At 65.6% G+C, this 13230-nt stretch carries 14 protein-coding genes; 8 read left to right on the top strand and 6 right to left on the bottom strand.

Going from position 1 to position 13230, the window contains the following annotated elements; all coding sequences use genetic code 11:
• The first annotated feature begins 23 nt into the window (after window positions 1-23).
• Window positions 24-1322 carry a lipase family protein gene (locus AC2YJX_RS23875; protein WP_487257462.1) on the top strand — a complete coding sequence of 433 codons (1299 nt, stop codon included), beginning with the start codon at window positions 24-26 and terminating at the stop codon, window positions 1320-1322.
• A gap of 123 nt (window positions 1323-1445) precedes the next feature.
• Here AC2YJX_RS23875 and AC2YJX_RS23870 read toward each other — a convergent pair whose 3' ends face one another.
• The 4 genes from AC2YJX_RS23870 to purE form a co-directional block, all read right to left on the bottom strand.
• Window positions 1446-2399: an SGNH/GDSL hydrolase family protein gene (locus AC2YJX_RS23870; protein ID WP_487257461.1), complete on the bottom strand. Its 954-nt coding sequence runs from the start codon at window positions 2397-2399 to the stop codon at window positions 1446-1448.
• A gap of 76 nt (window positions 2400-2475) precedes the next feature.
• A complete protein-coding gene (locus AC2YJX_RS23865; protein WP_426305488.1) occupies window positions 2476-3492 on the bottom strand; it encodes an L-threonylcarbamoyladenylate synthase in 1017 nt (338 codons plus the stop codon).
• A gap of 2 nt (window positions 3493-3494) precedes the next feature.
• Window positions 3495-4667 carry a 5-(carboxyamino)imidazole ribonucleotide synthase gene (locus AC2YJX_RS23860; RefSeq protein WP_487257460.1) on the bottom strand — a complete coding sequence of 391 codons (1173 nt, stop codon included), beginning with the start codon at window positions 4665-4667 and terminating at the stop codon, window positions 3495-3497.
• Between the two features lie 79 nt (window positions 4668-4746).
• Window positions 4747-5238: a 5-(carboxyamino)imidazole ribonucleotide mutase gene (purE, locus tag AC2YJX_RS23855; protein WP_121421480.1), complete on the bottom strand. Its 492-nt coding sequence runs from the start codon at window positions 5236-5238 to the stop codon at window positions 4747-4749.
• A gap of 157 nt (window positions 5239-5395) precedes the next feature.
• Here purE and trxA point away from each other — a divergent pair, with 157 nt between their 5' ends.
• Window positions 5396-6304 (top strand): thioredoxin, encoded by a 909-nt coding sequence (gene trxA, locus AC2YJX_RS23850; protein WP_487257459.1) that lies wholly within the window; start codon window positions 5396-5398, stop codon window positions 6302-6304.
• Window positions 6305-6381: 77 nt separating this feature from the next.
• On the opposite strand, the gene AC2YJX_RS23845 is transcribed toward trxA, so the two are convergent.
• The gene (locus tag AC2YJX_RS23845; protein WP_218301903.1) at window positions 6382-7302 is read right to left on the bottom strand and encodes a phosphoribosylaminoimidazolesuccinocarboxamide synthase; all 921 of its coding nucleotides are present in this window, start codon (window positions 7300-7302) and stop codon (window positions 6382-6384) included.
• 271 nt (window positions 7303-7573) lie between these two features.
• On the opposite strand from AC2YJX_RS23845, the gene AC2YJX_RS23840 reads away from it, so the two are divergent.
• From AC2YJX_RS23840 to hprK, 4 genes are all read left to right on the top strand, one after another.
• Window positions 7574-8800: an MFS transporter gene (locus AC2YJX_RS23840; protein WP_487257458.1), complete on the top strand. Its 1227-nt coding sequence runs from the start codon at window positions 7574-7576 to the stop codon at window positions 8798-8800.
• Window positions 8801-9037: 237 nt separating this feature from the next.
• A complete protein-coding gene (gene hpf, locus AC2YJX_RS23835) occupies window positions 9038-9373 on the top strand; it encodes a ribosome hibernation-promoting factor, HPF/YfiA family (RefSeq protein WP_010464246.1) in 336 nt (111 codons plus the stop codon).
• A 113-nt stretch (window positions 9374-9486) separates the two neighbouring features.
• Complete coding sequence (locus AC2YJX_RS23830; protein ID WP_055395439.1) at window positions 9487-9954, top strand: PTS sugar transporter subunit IIA; 468 nt, start codon at window positions 9487-9489, stop codon at window positions 9952-9954.
• Window positions 9955-9989: 35 nt separating this feature from the next.
• A complete protein-coding gene (gene hprK, locus AC2YJX_RS23825) occupies window positions 9990-10946 on the top strand; it encodes an HPr(Ser) kinase/phosphatase (RefSeq protein WP_055395437.1) in 957 nt (318 codons plus the stop codon).
• A gap of 160 nt (window positions 10947-11106) precedes the next feature.
• Here the strand turns inward: hprK and fur are convergent, their stop codons facing one another.
• The gene (gene fur / locus AC2YJX_RS23820) at window positions 11107-11523 is read right to left on the bottom strand and encodes a ferric iron uptake transcriptional regulator (RefSeq protein WP_487257457.1); all 417 of its coding nucleotides are present in this window, start codon (window positions 11521-11523) and stop codon (window positions 11107-11109) included.
• Window positions 11524-11612: 89 nt separating this feature from the next.
• On the opposite strand from fur, the gene AC2YJX_RS23815 reads away from it, so the two are divergent.
• Together AC2YJX_RS23815 and dapB are read left to right on the top strand one after the other, a co-directional pair.
• Window positions 11613-12173 carry an outer membrane protein assembly factor BamE gene (locus AC2YJX_RS23815; RefSeq protein WP_121508286.1) on the top strand — a complete coding sequence of 187 codons (561 nt, stop codon included), beginning with the start codon at window positions 11613-11615 and terminating at the stop codon, window positions 12171-12173.
• 81 nt (window positions 12174-12254) lie between these two features.
• The gene (dapB, locus tag AC2YJX_RS23810) at window positions 12255-13100 is read left to right on the top strand and encodes a 4-hydroxy-tetrahydrodipicolinate reductase (RefSeq protein ID WP_121421477.1); all 846 of its coding nucleotides are present in this window, start codon (window positions 12255-12257) and stop codon (window positions 13098-13100) included.
• Window positions 13101-13230: the final 130 nt, after the last annotated feature.

Below are 13230 nucleotides of genomic sequence, written 5' to 3'. Positions count from 1 at the left end.
TTCTTGACCTGAGGTATCCATCCATGAAGTATTTCCGCCTTACCTGTGTTGCCGCTGCTGCGGTGCTGCTTGTCGCCTGCGGTGGCTCTGACGATCCAGACCGTGGCTCGCTGATCGACCCCCCTGCCGTGATGACCACGCTGACGGCCGCGCAGATCGACGCAGGCACCTCCAGCAGCGGCCTGCAGGCCATCACGGGCAAGGCGAAGTGTGATGTCAAGGTGGTGGCGCTCAACTACGCCACCGTCGGCGCCAAGGCCGGAGAGAACACCAACGCCTCGGGCGTGATGCTGGTGCCCGCTGGCAGCTGCAGCACGGCCGCACCGCTGATTGCCTACGCCAAGGGCACCGATGTGCAAAAGCCCCGCACCCTGGCCAACCCACAGGACAACGAAACCTTCCTGCTCGCCGCCATGTACGCCGCCCAGGGCTATGCGGTGGTGGCCACCGACTACCTGGGCTTTGCCAAGTCGGGCTACAGCTACCACCCCTACCTGCATGCCGACTCGGAAGCCACCACGGTCATCGACTCGGTGCGTGCCGCGCGCAACGCAGCGGGCACCGTGGGGGCCAATCTGTCGGGCAAGGTCATGTTCACGGGCTACTCGCAGGGCGGGCACTCGTCGATGGCCGCGCACCGCGCTGCGGAACGCGACTACGGCAGCGAATTCAATGTGGTTGCTGGTGCCCACCTGGCGGGCCCGTACAACCTGTCGGGCTCGCTGCGCATTCCGGAGGCGATTGCCGGGGTGCAGTTCTTCGTGCCGTATCTGGTGACGGCCTGGCAGAAGGTCTATGGCGACGTTTACACGGACGTCAAGCAGGTCTTCAAGGCACCGTACTCGGGCTACATCGAAAACCTGCTGCCCAACCCCACGATGACCTACACCACGCTGCTCACCTCGGGCACCCTGCCCGCAGGCACTCCCAACCAGGCGCGCGATGCGCTGTTCCAGTCCGCCTTCATCACGGGCTCGCAGACCAGCACCACCCACCCGCTGTACCTGGCGGCCAAGAAGAACGACCTGCTGGGCTGGAGCCCCAAGGCCCGCGTGCTGCTGTGCGGCGGCGCGGGTGACCCCACAGTGCCGCCAGCCATTCACCAGCGCGTGATGAAGGCCGACTTCGACAGCCGGGGCCTGACCAACGTGACCTCGGTCGACGTCGATGCCGCCATCCAGGCCACCTTTGGCCCGGGTGGCCAGGCCCCCACCGACCCCGCATCGGCCGCGTTTGCCACCTACTACGGCGCCTACCATGGCACCTACGAACCCCCGTTCTGCCACGCCCAGGCGCGCGCTGTGTTCGACATGGTCAAGTAAGCCAGCTGGCTTGCCACAGCAAGCCGCACAGCAAAAAGCCGACCCAAGGGTCGGCTTTTTTTGTGGGCCGCTGCCCCAGCACAGCAGCAGGCTCCGCGGCGGCTGGGGCGAGTCAGCAGCCCCTTACCAGCGGGCGCGCAGGCGGTCGTAGGCGTAGGTGCCGAACTGGCGCTGCGCCGAGGGCGTGAGGTACACCGGGTCGGCAAACACGTAGGAGGTCTGGCTGACGCCCGGCAGCAGCGTGGAGGCGGTGCACAGGGCAGAGTTGACCTGTCCTGCGCCGATGCCGATGCCGTTGGTGGCATCCACCGAGGTGCACACGGCCGTGGTGGCGTTGTTGAAACCGTAGTTGGCGGGCACGCCGGTGTACAGGTTCACGTAGTAGGCCAGGTCCACATACAGCGCGTTGGCACCCAGGTCCACGATGCCCACGAGCAGGCCGTCGTTGAAGCGGCTGCTCGCATCGGCCAACAGGGCTTCACGGCCAATGGTCTTGGCCCAGGGGGTCTTGCTCAGGTCGTAGGTTCCCGTCACGACCACATATTTGGCGCCTGCGGCGACCAGGCGTCGCACCTGCGCGGCCATGTCTTCACCCGCCTGGCGGGCTGCGGCCACCATGGCGGCCTCGGTCTGGGTGCCGGCCTGCACGGCGGCCATGCCGGCAATCACGTCGCTGATGCCGCCGCTCAGAAACACCACGTCACTGGCGCCAAAGCTGCCACTGGCCAAAAAGGTGTCGATCTGCTCGGTGATGGTGGGGGTGCTGGCGTTGCCTGCCGCGTCGGGCTTGATCTTGACGCGGGCATTGCCTACGGCATAGCTCTTGCCACCCGCAGAGGCGGCCGCAAGGGGCTTGCCGTAGTTGGCAGCCACCTGCAGGGTCCAGTTGTTCACACTGCCGTCGTTGACGGTATAGCGCGTGCCTTTTTGCCCCACATCGCTGTTGGCATCGCCAAACGCGATGAAGCGCTCGGGCGCGATGGCCGATTCGGTGGTGCTGGAACCGCAGGCCGCGAGCAACGCGGCCGACGCACATGCGGCGACCAGTACGGTGCGGCGCATCCAATTTGCTGCCATGTATTTCTCCAGAAAAGTGGGGGGTAGTTTAGCGGTGCAACGTCAACGCATGTAAAGCCGCCTGGCGCGGCCGGAATCACGCTGCAGACGCACGCTGCAGTCGGTCGCGCACGCCTTCCCACTCCGGGCTGGTGGGCGGGGTCTCGATCCAGATCAGTTTCACGCCATCGTCGTCAAAGCCGCGCAGCACTGCAAACAGCTGCTGGGCCGTGGCGGTGGCGTCGTCGGGCATGCGGCGCATGACGAGCTTGGACGATTGGGTGCGCAGCGCTGCGCGGGCATACACCGCAATGTGGGCGGCGTCGGCGCCCAGCAGGTCCAGGCCGGTCTGCAGTGCCTTGGCGTCCATCAGCCGCACCTTGGCGGCGGGCGCGTAGTGCGCTTCGAGCGTGCCCGAGGCGCGGGGCGTGAGCGCGGGCATGTCGTCTTTGGACAGCGGCGCAATGCCGCAGGCCGCCCGGATCTGCTCGCGCGTGATGGCGCCGGGACGCAGCAGCACGGGCACGCCGCGCGTGCAGTCCACGATGGTGCTTTCGATGCCCACTTCGCACGGGCCGCCGTCGAGCACCAGCAGCTCGGCGCCCAGCTCGTCCTGCACGTGCCGGGCGGTGGTGGGGCTCACGCGGCCAAAGCGGTTGGCGCTGGGGGCGGCCACGCCCCACACGGGCGGGCCGCCCTGGGCGTCGCTGTCGCCGGGTGCGGCGCAGGCCTGCAGCAGGGCATGGGCCACGGGGTGGGCGGGGCAGCGCAGTCCCACGCTGTCCTGCCCGCCCGTGGCGGCGCTGGCCACGCCGGGCAGGCGCGGCAGGATGAGCGTGAGCGGGCCGGGCCAGAAGGCATCGACCAGCTTCTGCGCAAAGCCCGGCACCTCGCTGGCGAAGTGCGCAATGCCCTCGGCATTGGCCACATGCACGATCAGGGGGTGGTCGCTGGGGCGCCCCTTGGCCGCAAAGATCTGCGCCACGGCGGCATCGCTGCTGGCGTCGGCCGCCAGGCCGTACACCGTCTCAGTGGGCAGGCCGAGCAGCGCGCCGCTGCGCACGGCCCGCGCTGCGGCGGCGATGGATGCGGGCTGGGTGCCGTCAAGAATCATGGTCAGAACGGTGCGATGCCCAGCAGGGCCGCCGCCTGCAGGGCAGTGGCACGTGCTGCTTCGGGGGTGGCTGCGGTGATGTTGAGATGCCCCATCTTGCGACCACGCTTGGCGTCGCGCTTGCCATACAGGTGCAGGTGCGTGCCGGGCAGGGCCAGCACCTCGGCCCAGGGGGGCGTCTGCGCGGCGTCGCCGTGCGCAAACCACAGGTCGCCCAGCAGGTTGAGCATCACAGCGGGGCTGTGCTGGCGCGGCTGCGTGAGCGGCAGGCGGGCCATGGTGCGTACCTGCAGCTCGAACTGCGACACATCGCAGGCGTTCTGGCTGTAGTGGCCGCTGTTGTGTGGGCGCGGGGCGATCTCGTTCACCACCAGGCTGCCGTCCTGCAGCACAAAGAACTCCACGCAGAGCACGCCGACGTATTGCAAACCATTTGCTATCGAAATTGCAGCTGCTACCGCTTGTTGGATAAGCGCTGGGGGCAGATTTTGTTCAAAAACCTCCGTCACAGCCAGAATCCCGTCGCGGTGCAGGTTGCGCTGCACGGGCAGGTGCACGGTGGCGCCGTCCGCGCCGCGCGCCACGATCACCGAGCATTCCAGCGCCAGCGGCAGCATCTTCTCCAGCACGCAGGGCACCTTGCCGACAGAGTCCCATGCAGCGGCCAGCTCGGCGGGCGTCTTCACGCGCACCTGGCCCTTGCCGTCGTAGCCCATGCGGGCCGTCTTCAGGATGCCTGGTAACAGATCAGAAGAAACTGCAGCCAGTTGCTCCGCCGTTTCGATCACCGCATACGGCGCACAGGGCACGCCGCAGGCCACAAAGTGGGCCTTTTCCCGCGCACGGTCCTGCGCCACCGACACCGCGCTGGCGGCGGGCGACACGGGGCGTTGCGCAGCCAGGGCGGCCAGCGCGGCAGCGGGTACGTTTTCGAACTCGGTGGTCACCGCATCCGACAGGCGGGCCAGCTCGGCCAGGCCTTGCGGATCTTCATAGCCGGTCTGGATGTGGTGGTGGCTCACCAGCCCGGCGGGGCTGGTGGGATCGGCGTCGAGCACGGCCGTGAAGTAGCCCATGGCCTGCGCCTGGTGCACAAACATGCGGCCCAGCTGGCCGCCGCCGAGCACGCCCAGTGTGCTACCGGGCAGAAGGGGTTGATGGGTGGATTTTTTCATCGCCGGGCCGCCCCAAGATGAAAAAGCGGCCCCCTCGGGGGGCAGCGACCCGCGCAGCGGTGGAGCGTGGGGGTCGTGTTCATGCGGGCGGCAAGGTCATGTTGCGGGCCACTTCCGTCTGCTCGGCACGGAATGCTTCCAGGCGCTGGCGCAGTTCGGGGCTTTCGTTGGCCAGCAGGGCCACGGCGAACAGGGCCGCATTGGCAGCGCCCGCCGTGCCGATGGCGAACGTGGCCACGGGGATGCCCTTGGGCATCTGCACGATGCTGTGCAGCGAATCCACACCCTGCAGGTGGCGGCTGGCCACGGGCACGCCCAGCACGGGCACGGTGGTCTTGGCGGCAATCATGCCGGGCAGGTGGGCGGCGCCACCGGCGCCCGCGATGATGGCTTTGAGGCCCCGGCCCGCGGCGGCCTCGGCGTAGGCAAACATGTCGTCGGGCATGCGGTGGGCCGAGACCACGCGGGCCTCGTGCGCGATGCCGAACTGTTCAAGAATCTGCACTGCATGCTGCATGGTGTCCCAGTCGCTGCTGGAACCCATGACCACGCCGATCTGGATGGGTTTCATGGTGTGGAGGGCGCTGGCGGGCAGGTTGCGCCTGCTCTGCCGCTGTAGGTGGAACCCGCGATTTTACTTTTTGCGCCTCCCTTCCCGGCATGGGGCTGTTTCGATGGGCCAAAATAGCGCGCAAACCGCTCCACAGGCCCCTGGCCTCCACACCGCCATGATTGACGTCACCGTAGAAAATTTTGAAGCCGAGGTGGTTGCTGCCTCGATGAACGTGCCCGTGCTGGTGGACTTCTGGGCGCCCTGGTGTGGCCCCTGCAAGTCGCTGGGGCCGGTGCTGGAAAAGCTGGAGACCGACTACGCGGGCCGCTTCAAGCTGGTCAAGATCGATTCGGACCAGGAGCAGCAGCTGGCGGGCATGTTCGGCATCCGCAGCATTCCCACCTGCGTGCTGCTCATGAACGGCCAGCCCGTGGATGGCTTCATGGGCGCCCTGCCCGAAGGCCAGGTGCGCGCCTTCCTGGACAAGCACATCCCCACCGCCGAAGAACTGGTGGCGGAAATCGAGGAAGAAGAAGCCCAGGACGCCCTGGCCGAAGGCGACACCAGTACCGCGCTGGAGAAGCTGCAGCACGCCGTGGTGACCGATCCTTCCAATGACGACGCGCGCTTCGACTACGTCAAGCTGCTGCTGCAGTTGCGTCGCGAGGACGACGCCAAGGTCGCCTTTGCCCCCGTCATCGCCAAGGCCGCAGCCTCGCGCAAGCTGGGTGCGTTGAAAGCCTGGATGGATGCTATTGATTTCGTAGCTTCTAACGCTTATGGGGAAGGCGCTGGTGCCGATTTTGATGCAAAAATCGCCGCCAACAAGCGCGACTTTGACACCCGCTACGCCCGCGCCCGCTGGCTCATGGCCGACCAGCGCTGGACGGACGCCATGGACGAACTGCTCGAAATCCTCATGCGCGACAAGGCCTGGGGCGAAGAGGCCGCCCGCAAGACCTATGTGGCCATCCTTGAAATCATCGAGCTGCCCAAGGTGAAGGTGGCCGACGGCCAGATCCCTCCCGACGACCCGGTGGTGGCGACCTACCGGCGCCGCTTGTCGAGCGTGGTGCTCAGTTGAGCTGAGCGGGGTTCACCCCACCAAAAAGAAAAGGCCCGGGAAGGGCCTTTTCTTTTTGGTGGGGGCTGACGGAGGCGTCAGGCCGTCAGCCGCTCCAGCGCTTCACGGTACTTGGCGGCGGTCTTTTCGATCACTTCGCGCGGCAGGCGGGGGGCGGGCGCGGTCTTGTCCCAGGGCTTGCCGTTCACCTGGGCTTGCTCCAGCCAGTCGCGCACAAATTGTTTGTCGTAGCTCGGTGGGTTCTGGCCAGCGGCCAGGGCGGCCTCGTAGCCTTCCACGGGCCAGTAGCGCGAGCTGTCGGGCGTGAGCACTTCGTCCATCAGCACCAGCGTGCCATCGGGCGCCAGGCCAAACTCGAATTTCGTGTCGGCAATGATCATGCCTTTGGCGAGCGCGATGTCGGCAGCAGCCTTGTAGATCGCAATGCTCAGGTCGCGGATGCGGGTGGCCAGGTCCAAGCCAATCATCTCCACCGTGCGCTCGAACGTGATGTTTTCATCGTGCTCGCCCGCAGCGGCCTTGGCGGCCGGGGTGTAGATGGGCTCGGGCAGCTTGGCGGCATTGGTCAGCCCTTCTGGCAGGGGCACCCCGCACACTGCGCGTGATTCCTGGTATTCCTTCCAGCCGCTGCCGGCCAGGTAGCCCCGCACCACGGCTTCGACCGGAATGGGCTGCAGCCGCTGCACCAGCATGGACCGGCCACGGATCTGCGGGGCTTCTTCCGGAGACACCACACTTTCCGGCGCGTCGCCCGTCAGGTGGTTGGGGCAGATATCTCCGAGCTTGTCGAACCAGAACAGCGCCATCTGGGTGAGCAGCTCGCCCTTGCCCGGAATGGGCTCGCCCATGATCACGTCAAAGGCCGACAGGCGGTCGCTGGCCACCATCAGGATGCGGTCGTCGCCCACGGCGTAGTTGTCGCGCACCTTGCCGCGTGCCAGCAGGGGCAGCGATGTCAGGGCGGAGGTGTGCAGGGCGTTGGAGCTGGGCTGGGTCATGGTGTCGGTGTGGGCGATCGATGTGCGCTGCAGGCAGGCCGCAAAACGGGGAGTGAAGCGCGGGAGCTGGTGAAGTCTTCAAGTGCGTGCGCGCAACCTTTGGATTTTACGCGCGGGTCTGACGCGTGTCTGCGGCAAGGGCTCGGTGGGGGCTTGGCAGGGGCATGTACCGGCGTGCATGAGGCCGCTAGTGCGGACCTGCGCGCTCGGTGAGCTTGCGGCACACTGTGTGGCCCTGAATCTGACAGTGCCGCCTTCGGCCGCGCCCCCTGTGACCTCCACCTCTGCGCTCACTCCCCGCCGCGAACTTTGGCTGCTGCTCACCCTGGCGGGCATTCAGTTCACCCACATCCTTGACTTCATGATCATGATGCCGCTGGGGCCCCGGTTCACGCAGCTGTTTTCCATCAGCGACGCGCAGTTCGGACTGCTGGTGTCGGCGTATACGCTGTCGGCCGGGGCTTCGGGTTTGCTGGCGTCTACGTACATTGACCGGTTCGGGCGCAAGCGGCTGCTGCTGGTCCTCTACGTCCTGTTTGGGCTGGCCACACTGGCCTGTGGCGTGGCGCCCACCTACGGCACGCTCATGGTGGCGCGCGTTTTGGCGGGGGCATTCGGGGGTGTCTTGTCGGCCCTGTCGCAAACCATCGTGGCTGACGTGATCCCGTTCGAGCGGCGCGGCCGTGCGATGGGCATCGTGATGACCTCGTTCTCGGTATCGACCGTGGCCGGTGTTCCGCTGGGGCTGATCCTTGCCGAGGTGGGTGGCTGGAACATGCCGTTCATTGCGATTGCCGCGATGGTGGGGCTGCTGGCCGTGCTGGCGGCGCGCACCATGCCGGCGATGACGGCCCATGTGCAGGCGGCCAGCGGACGAACGGCGCTGGGCGGCATCGGACAAGTGCTTGTCGACCCGAACCATCGCTGGGCGTTCCTGTTCTCCGCGTTGCTCATGTTTACAGGTTTTACGGTGATTCCCTACATCACCATCTACATGCAGACCAATGCTGGTGTGCGGGCCGACCAGATTCCGGTGGCCTACCTGTGTGGAGGTGTCGCGACCCTGTTCACCGCGCGCCTGTTTGGCCGGTTGACGGACCTGCGCGGCAAGGTGCGAACCTTTCGCTGGCTGGCCCTGGCTGCGGCGCCCTGCCTGTTGGGCATCACGCTGGTGCAGGGGCTGCCGCTGTGGGGCATTCTGGCGGTGTCCACCCTGATGTTTGCCTTTGTGAGCGGCCGGATGATTCCGGGCATGGCCATCGTGGCCTCTGCGGCGCAGGCACCGCTGCGCGGTACCTTCATGACCTTGAACGCATCGGTGCAGTCTGCTGCCATGGGGGCGGCGTCTTTGGTGGGCGGGATGCTGATCAGCCGCGACGCGCAGGGACTGGTGCAGAACTACTGGATGGCGGCGCTGGTGGGTATTGCCGCGAGCCTGCTGTCGATGGTGGTGGCAGGGCGGTTGACGCTGCATGGTGCAGCGCCTTCGGCACGCTGAGCAACTGCCGACTGGCGGGGCGTGTGCTCCCCGGCAACTCAGCCATTGTGCGCGCTTTTTGGGGGCTTGGCACCTTGGCGGGCATAACCCAGCGGGTCGGGGCGGAATGGGATTGCTTTTCAGGAAGGGCGGGGGCATAGTGACTTCACGTCAACGGGATGCATCCAAGTTCGCCGGGCCGCTCCTCTGATCCAGGACGGCGCTTCTTCCACAGAGAGTGTTACAGGAGACTTATCTATGAACCTGACGATCAGCGGTCACCACCTCGAAGTTACCCCAGCCTTGCGCAACTACGTCACCACCAAGCTGGACCGGATCACCCGCCATTTTGACCAAGTTGTCGACGTCAAGGTACTGCTGACGGTAGAGAAGCAAAAGGAGAAGGAAAAGCGGCAGCGAGCGGAATGCAATATCCATGTGAAGGGCAACGACCTGTTTGCCGAAAGCTCCCACGCCGACCTGTATGCTGCCGTGGATGAACTGGTCGACAAGATGGACCGTCAGGTGGTGCGCCACAAAGATCGCCTGCAGGACCACCACCACGAAGCCGCCAAGCGCGAACTGCACGCTTGATGCGCCAGCCCTGAGCCTGGCACAGCAGCCGCCCCTTTCGGGCGGTTTTTTTGTTGCCCACAGCGCCGCGCTCAGGGTTTTCGCCAATATGTGCATAATTGTTACCCTTGACCATGAACCGACTCGCCTCCATCCTGCCCTCCGCTCAAGTGCTTGTGAGCGTTGACGCCACCAGCAAGAAGCGTGCTTTTGAAGAAGCGGGTCTGCTGTTCGAGAGCCAGCACGGTCTCTCGCGCGCGTTGATCACCGACAGCCTCTTTGCGCGTGAACGCCTGGGCTCCACCGGACTGGGCCATGGCGTGGCCATTCCCCACGGGCGCATCAAGGGCCTCAAGGCACCGATGGCTGCCGTGTTCCAGCTGCTGAACCCCATCGGGTTCGATGCGCCAGACGAATTGCCTGTGGGTCTGCTGATTTTTCTGCTGGTGCCTGAAGCCGCCACACAGAAGCACCTCGAAATCCTCTCCGAGATTGCCGAACTGCTCAGCGATTCGGCCCTGCGTGAAAGGCTCAAGGCCTGCACCGATGCTGCCGAACTGCACGGCATGATTGCCGGCTGGCAGTCCACGCAAACGGCTTGAGCCTGTCTGGCGCTGCGCACTTTCGCTGATTCGCCGTGAAGCCCAATGTTGTCAGCGCCGATGTTCTGTTTGAGGAATTTCGCGGCCCCCTGAAGTGGGAGTGGGTGGCCGGGCTGGGCGCTTCCGAGCGGCGCTTTGACGAAGTGGCCGTGCGGTCCGCGCGCTCCGGGGCCGATCTGGTCGGCTACCTCAATTACATCCATCCCTACCGCGTCCAGATCCTGGGCGAGCGCGAGATTGCCTATCTGAGCAGCGCGTCTCCCGACGATTGCAAGCGTCGCATTGCCCGCATCGTGACGCTGGAGCCGCCCGTGCTGGTGCTGGCCGACGACCAGACCGCCCCCGATGCGCTGGTGTCGATGTGCGAACGCGCGCAGATCCCGATGTTCTCCACGCACGAGTCCTCGGCGTTTGTGATCGACGTGCTGCGTGCCTACCTGTCTAAGCACTTTGCCGACCGCACCACCATGCACGGCGTGTTCATGGACATTCTCGGGCTGGGGGTGTTGATCACCGGCGAATCTGGCCTGGGGAAAAGCGAGCTGGGCCTGGAGCTGATTTCGCGCGGCAACGGCCTGGTGGCCGACGACGCGGTGGACCTGTACCGCATCAACCAGACCACCATCGAGGGCAAGTGCCCCGATCTGTTGCAGAACCTGCTGGAAGTGCGCGGCATCGGTCTGCTCGATATCCGAGCCATCTTTGGCGAGACGGCGGTGCGCCGCAAGATGCGCCTCAAACTCATCGTGCACCTGGTGCGCAAGGAGACCCTGGAGCGCGACTACGAGCGCCTGCCCTACGAACCACTCACGCAAGACGTGCTGGGCGTGCCCGTGCTCAAGGTGGTGATCCAGGTGGTGGCTGGCCGCAACATCGCCGTGCTGGTCGAAGCCGCCGTGCGCAACACCATCCTGCAACTGCGCGGCATTGATACCTACCAGGAATTTGTGGAGCGCCATCGCCGCGCCATGGAGCGTGACACCGGCGGTTGAGTTCGCCAAGGTCGGGTTGCCAGGAATCCAGCCCCAAAACAAGCTGGGGCGCACTGTTGGCACCACCACCGCCCGATGCCAGCGCCCCCGTGCAAGGGCCGCCCCGCCGCACCGGGGGCGTCCCCCTCAGGGGGAAGGCGCGCAGCGCCTCAGGGGGAGCTCACTTCGCTGCGCAGGCAGCGCACTGGCCATACAGGGCCATGGTGTGGTCCTGCACCAGCCAGCCCTTGGCCTTGGCCACGGCCTGCTGGCGTTTTTCAATCTCGGGGTCGTAGAACTCCTCCACCTTACCGCACGACGTGCAGATGAAGTGGTCGTGGTGCTGCCCTTCGTTGAGTTCGTACACCGCCTTGCCGCTCTCGAAATTGCTGCGGATCAGGATGCTCGCCTGCTCGAACTGCGTGAGCACGCGGTAGACCGTGGCCAGACCAATGTCCGAACGCTCTTCCAGGAGCACGCGGAACACATCTTCGGCCGTCATGTGGCGTTGCTCGCCTTTCTGGAAGATCTCCAGAATCTTCAGGCGGGGCAGCGTGGCCTTGAGTCCCGTGCTTTTGAGTTCGTCGATGTTGGTCATGGCATGGTCTTTCGGGATGCGGGCCTCGGCCTCAAGGTCAGAAGGCCTACCGCTACAATGGGGCGATCATATCCTCAGCCCTTTTACCCATGCCCGTCAAAGCCCGTTTCAGCGCCCGCCTGGGCCTGGTCCTTTTGGTCGGTGCCAGCGTGGCCGCCCTGGCCGGTTGCAGTAGCCTGGATGGTGCCAGTACCCGCATTGCCAGCATTGTCACTCCCTACAAAATCGATGTGGTGCAGGGCAATTTTGTGTCGCGCGAGCAGGTCGAGGCGCTCCAGCCCGGCATGAGCCGCCAGCAGGTGCGTGAAATCCTCGGTACGCCGCTGGTCACCAGCCTGTTCCATGCAGACCGCTGGGAATACGTGTTCACGCTCAAACGCCCCGGTGAAGAAGCCCAGACCCGCAAGCTGACCGTGTATTTCAAGGGCGATGGGCTGGACCGCTCCGAAGGCGACCCCATGCCCACAGAGACCGAGTTCGTGGCCACACTGGGCTCGCGTGGCTCCAAAAGCAAGGTGCCCGTGCTGGAGGCCACACCGGAGCAACTGGCCCGCTACCCTGCGTCGCAACGGCCATCTGCCTCCCCGACAGCGCCCCCGCTGGAGCCTGCTTCTGTCAGCTACCCGCCGCTGGAAGCGCCAGCACGCTGATTTTCGCGATCTGGCCGGTGGGGCAACGGGTAGATCGATGCCCGCCTCACTTCAAAGCCAACGACAACGTACAGGACACTCATGACAGGGACCCCTTCGCCTGCCCCCGCATCCACGCCCTCGCGCCCCCTCCGTGTTGCCGTTGCCGGTGCCTCCGGTCGCATGGGCCGCATGCTGATCGAGGCCCTTCGCGCCAGTGATGACTGTGTGCTGGCAGGCGCGCTGGACGTGCCGTCCAGCCCCGGCATCGGTTCGGATGCCACCGCGTTTCTGGGCCATGCCAGCGGTGTTGCCATCACCGCCGACATTGCTGCGGGCCTGAAAAACGCCGACGTTTTGATTGATTTCACACGCCCTGAGGGCACCCTGGCCCATCTGGCCGTGTGCTGCGAACTCGGGGTAAAAGCCGTGGTGGGTACCACGGGCTTCACCGATGCGCAAAAGGCCGAGATTGCCGTCTTTGCCCAGCGCACCGCCATCGTCATGGCGCCCAACATGAGCGTGGGCGTGAACGTCACCCTCAAGCTGCTGCAGATGGCGGCCAAGGCCATGGCCACGGGCTACGATATCGAGATCATCGAAGCCCACCATCGCCACAAGGTGGATGCGCCCTCGGGCACCGCGCTCAAGATGGGCGAGGTGATTGCCGACGCCATGGGGCGCGACCTCAAGGAATGTGGCGTGTACGCCCGCGAAGGTGTGACCGGCGAGCGCGACCCGTCGAGCATCGGTTTCGCCACCATCCGGGGTGGTGACATCGTGGGCGATCACACCGTGCTGTTCGCGGGCATCGGCGAGCGCATCGAGATCACGCACAAGTCTTCCAGTCGCTCCACCTACGCACAGGGCAGCCTGCGGGCGGTGCGGTTCCTCGCTGGGCACAAGACGGGCATGTTCGACATGTTCGACGTGCTCGGTCTGCAATGAGAAACCCCCTGAGATGCTTCGCATCTTCCCCTTACAGGGGGACGCCACCCGTGGCCTGGCGAAGCCAGTTCCACGGTGGCACTGGCTTCGGGCGCGCCAGTTGCGGGCGATGCGCCAAATAGCGAGGTAT

This window comes from Acidovorax sp. SRI_002, assembly GCF_057586455.1.
Note: the sequence above shows the minus strand (reverse complement) of the source record. Positions and strands in the feature narration are given on the sequence as shown.

Coding starts and splice junctions, on each gene's coding strand:
- AC2YJX_RS23875 (WP_487257462.1), top strand. CDS start 24: ATGAAGTATTTCCGCCTTACCTGTGTTGCCGCTGCTGCGGTGCTGCTT.
- AC2YJX_RS23845 (WP_218301903.1), bottom strand. CDS start 7,302: ATGACCCAGCCCAGCTCCAACGCCCTGCACACCTCCGCCCTGACATCG.
- fur (WP_487257457.1), bottom strand. CDS start 11,523: ATGACCAACATCGACGAACTCAAAAGCACGGGACTCAAGGCCACGCTG.
- trxA (WP_487257459.1), top strand. CDS start 5,396: ATGATTGACGTCACCGTAGAAAATTTTGAAGCCGAGGTGGTTGCTGCC.
- AC2YJX_RS23870 (WP_487257461.1), bottom strand. CDS start 2,399: ATGGCAGCAAATTGGATGCGCCGCACCGTACTGGTCGCCGCATGTGCG.
- AC2YJX_RS23815 (WP_121508286.1), top strand. CDS start 11,613: ATGCCCGTCAAAGCCCGTTTCAGCGCCCGCCTGGGCCTGGTCCTTTTG.
- hpf (WP_010464246.1), top strand. CDS start 9,038: ATGAACCTGACGATCAGCGGTCACCACCTCGAAGTTACCCCAGCCTTG.
- dapB (WP_121421477.1), top strand. CDS start 12,255: ATGACAGGGACCCCTTCGCCTGCCCCCGCATCCACGCCCTCGCGCCCC.
- purE (WP_121421480.1), bottom strand. CDS start 5,238: ATGAAACCCATCCAGATCGGCGTGGTCATGGGTTCCAGCAGCGACTGG.
- AC2YJX_RS23860 (WP_487257460.1), bottom strand. CDS start 4,667: ATGAAAAAATCCACCCATCAACCCCTTCTGCCCGGTAGCACACTGGGC.
- AC2YJX_RS23865 (WP_426305488.1), bottom strand. CDS start 3,492: ATGATTCTTGACGGCACCCAGCCCGCATCCATCGCCGCCGCAGCGCGG.
- AC2YJX_RS23830 (WP_055395439.1), top strand. CDS start 9,487: ATGAACCGACTCGCCTCCATCCTGCCCTCCGCTCAAGTGCTTGTGAGC.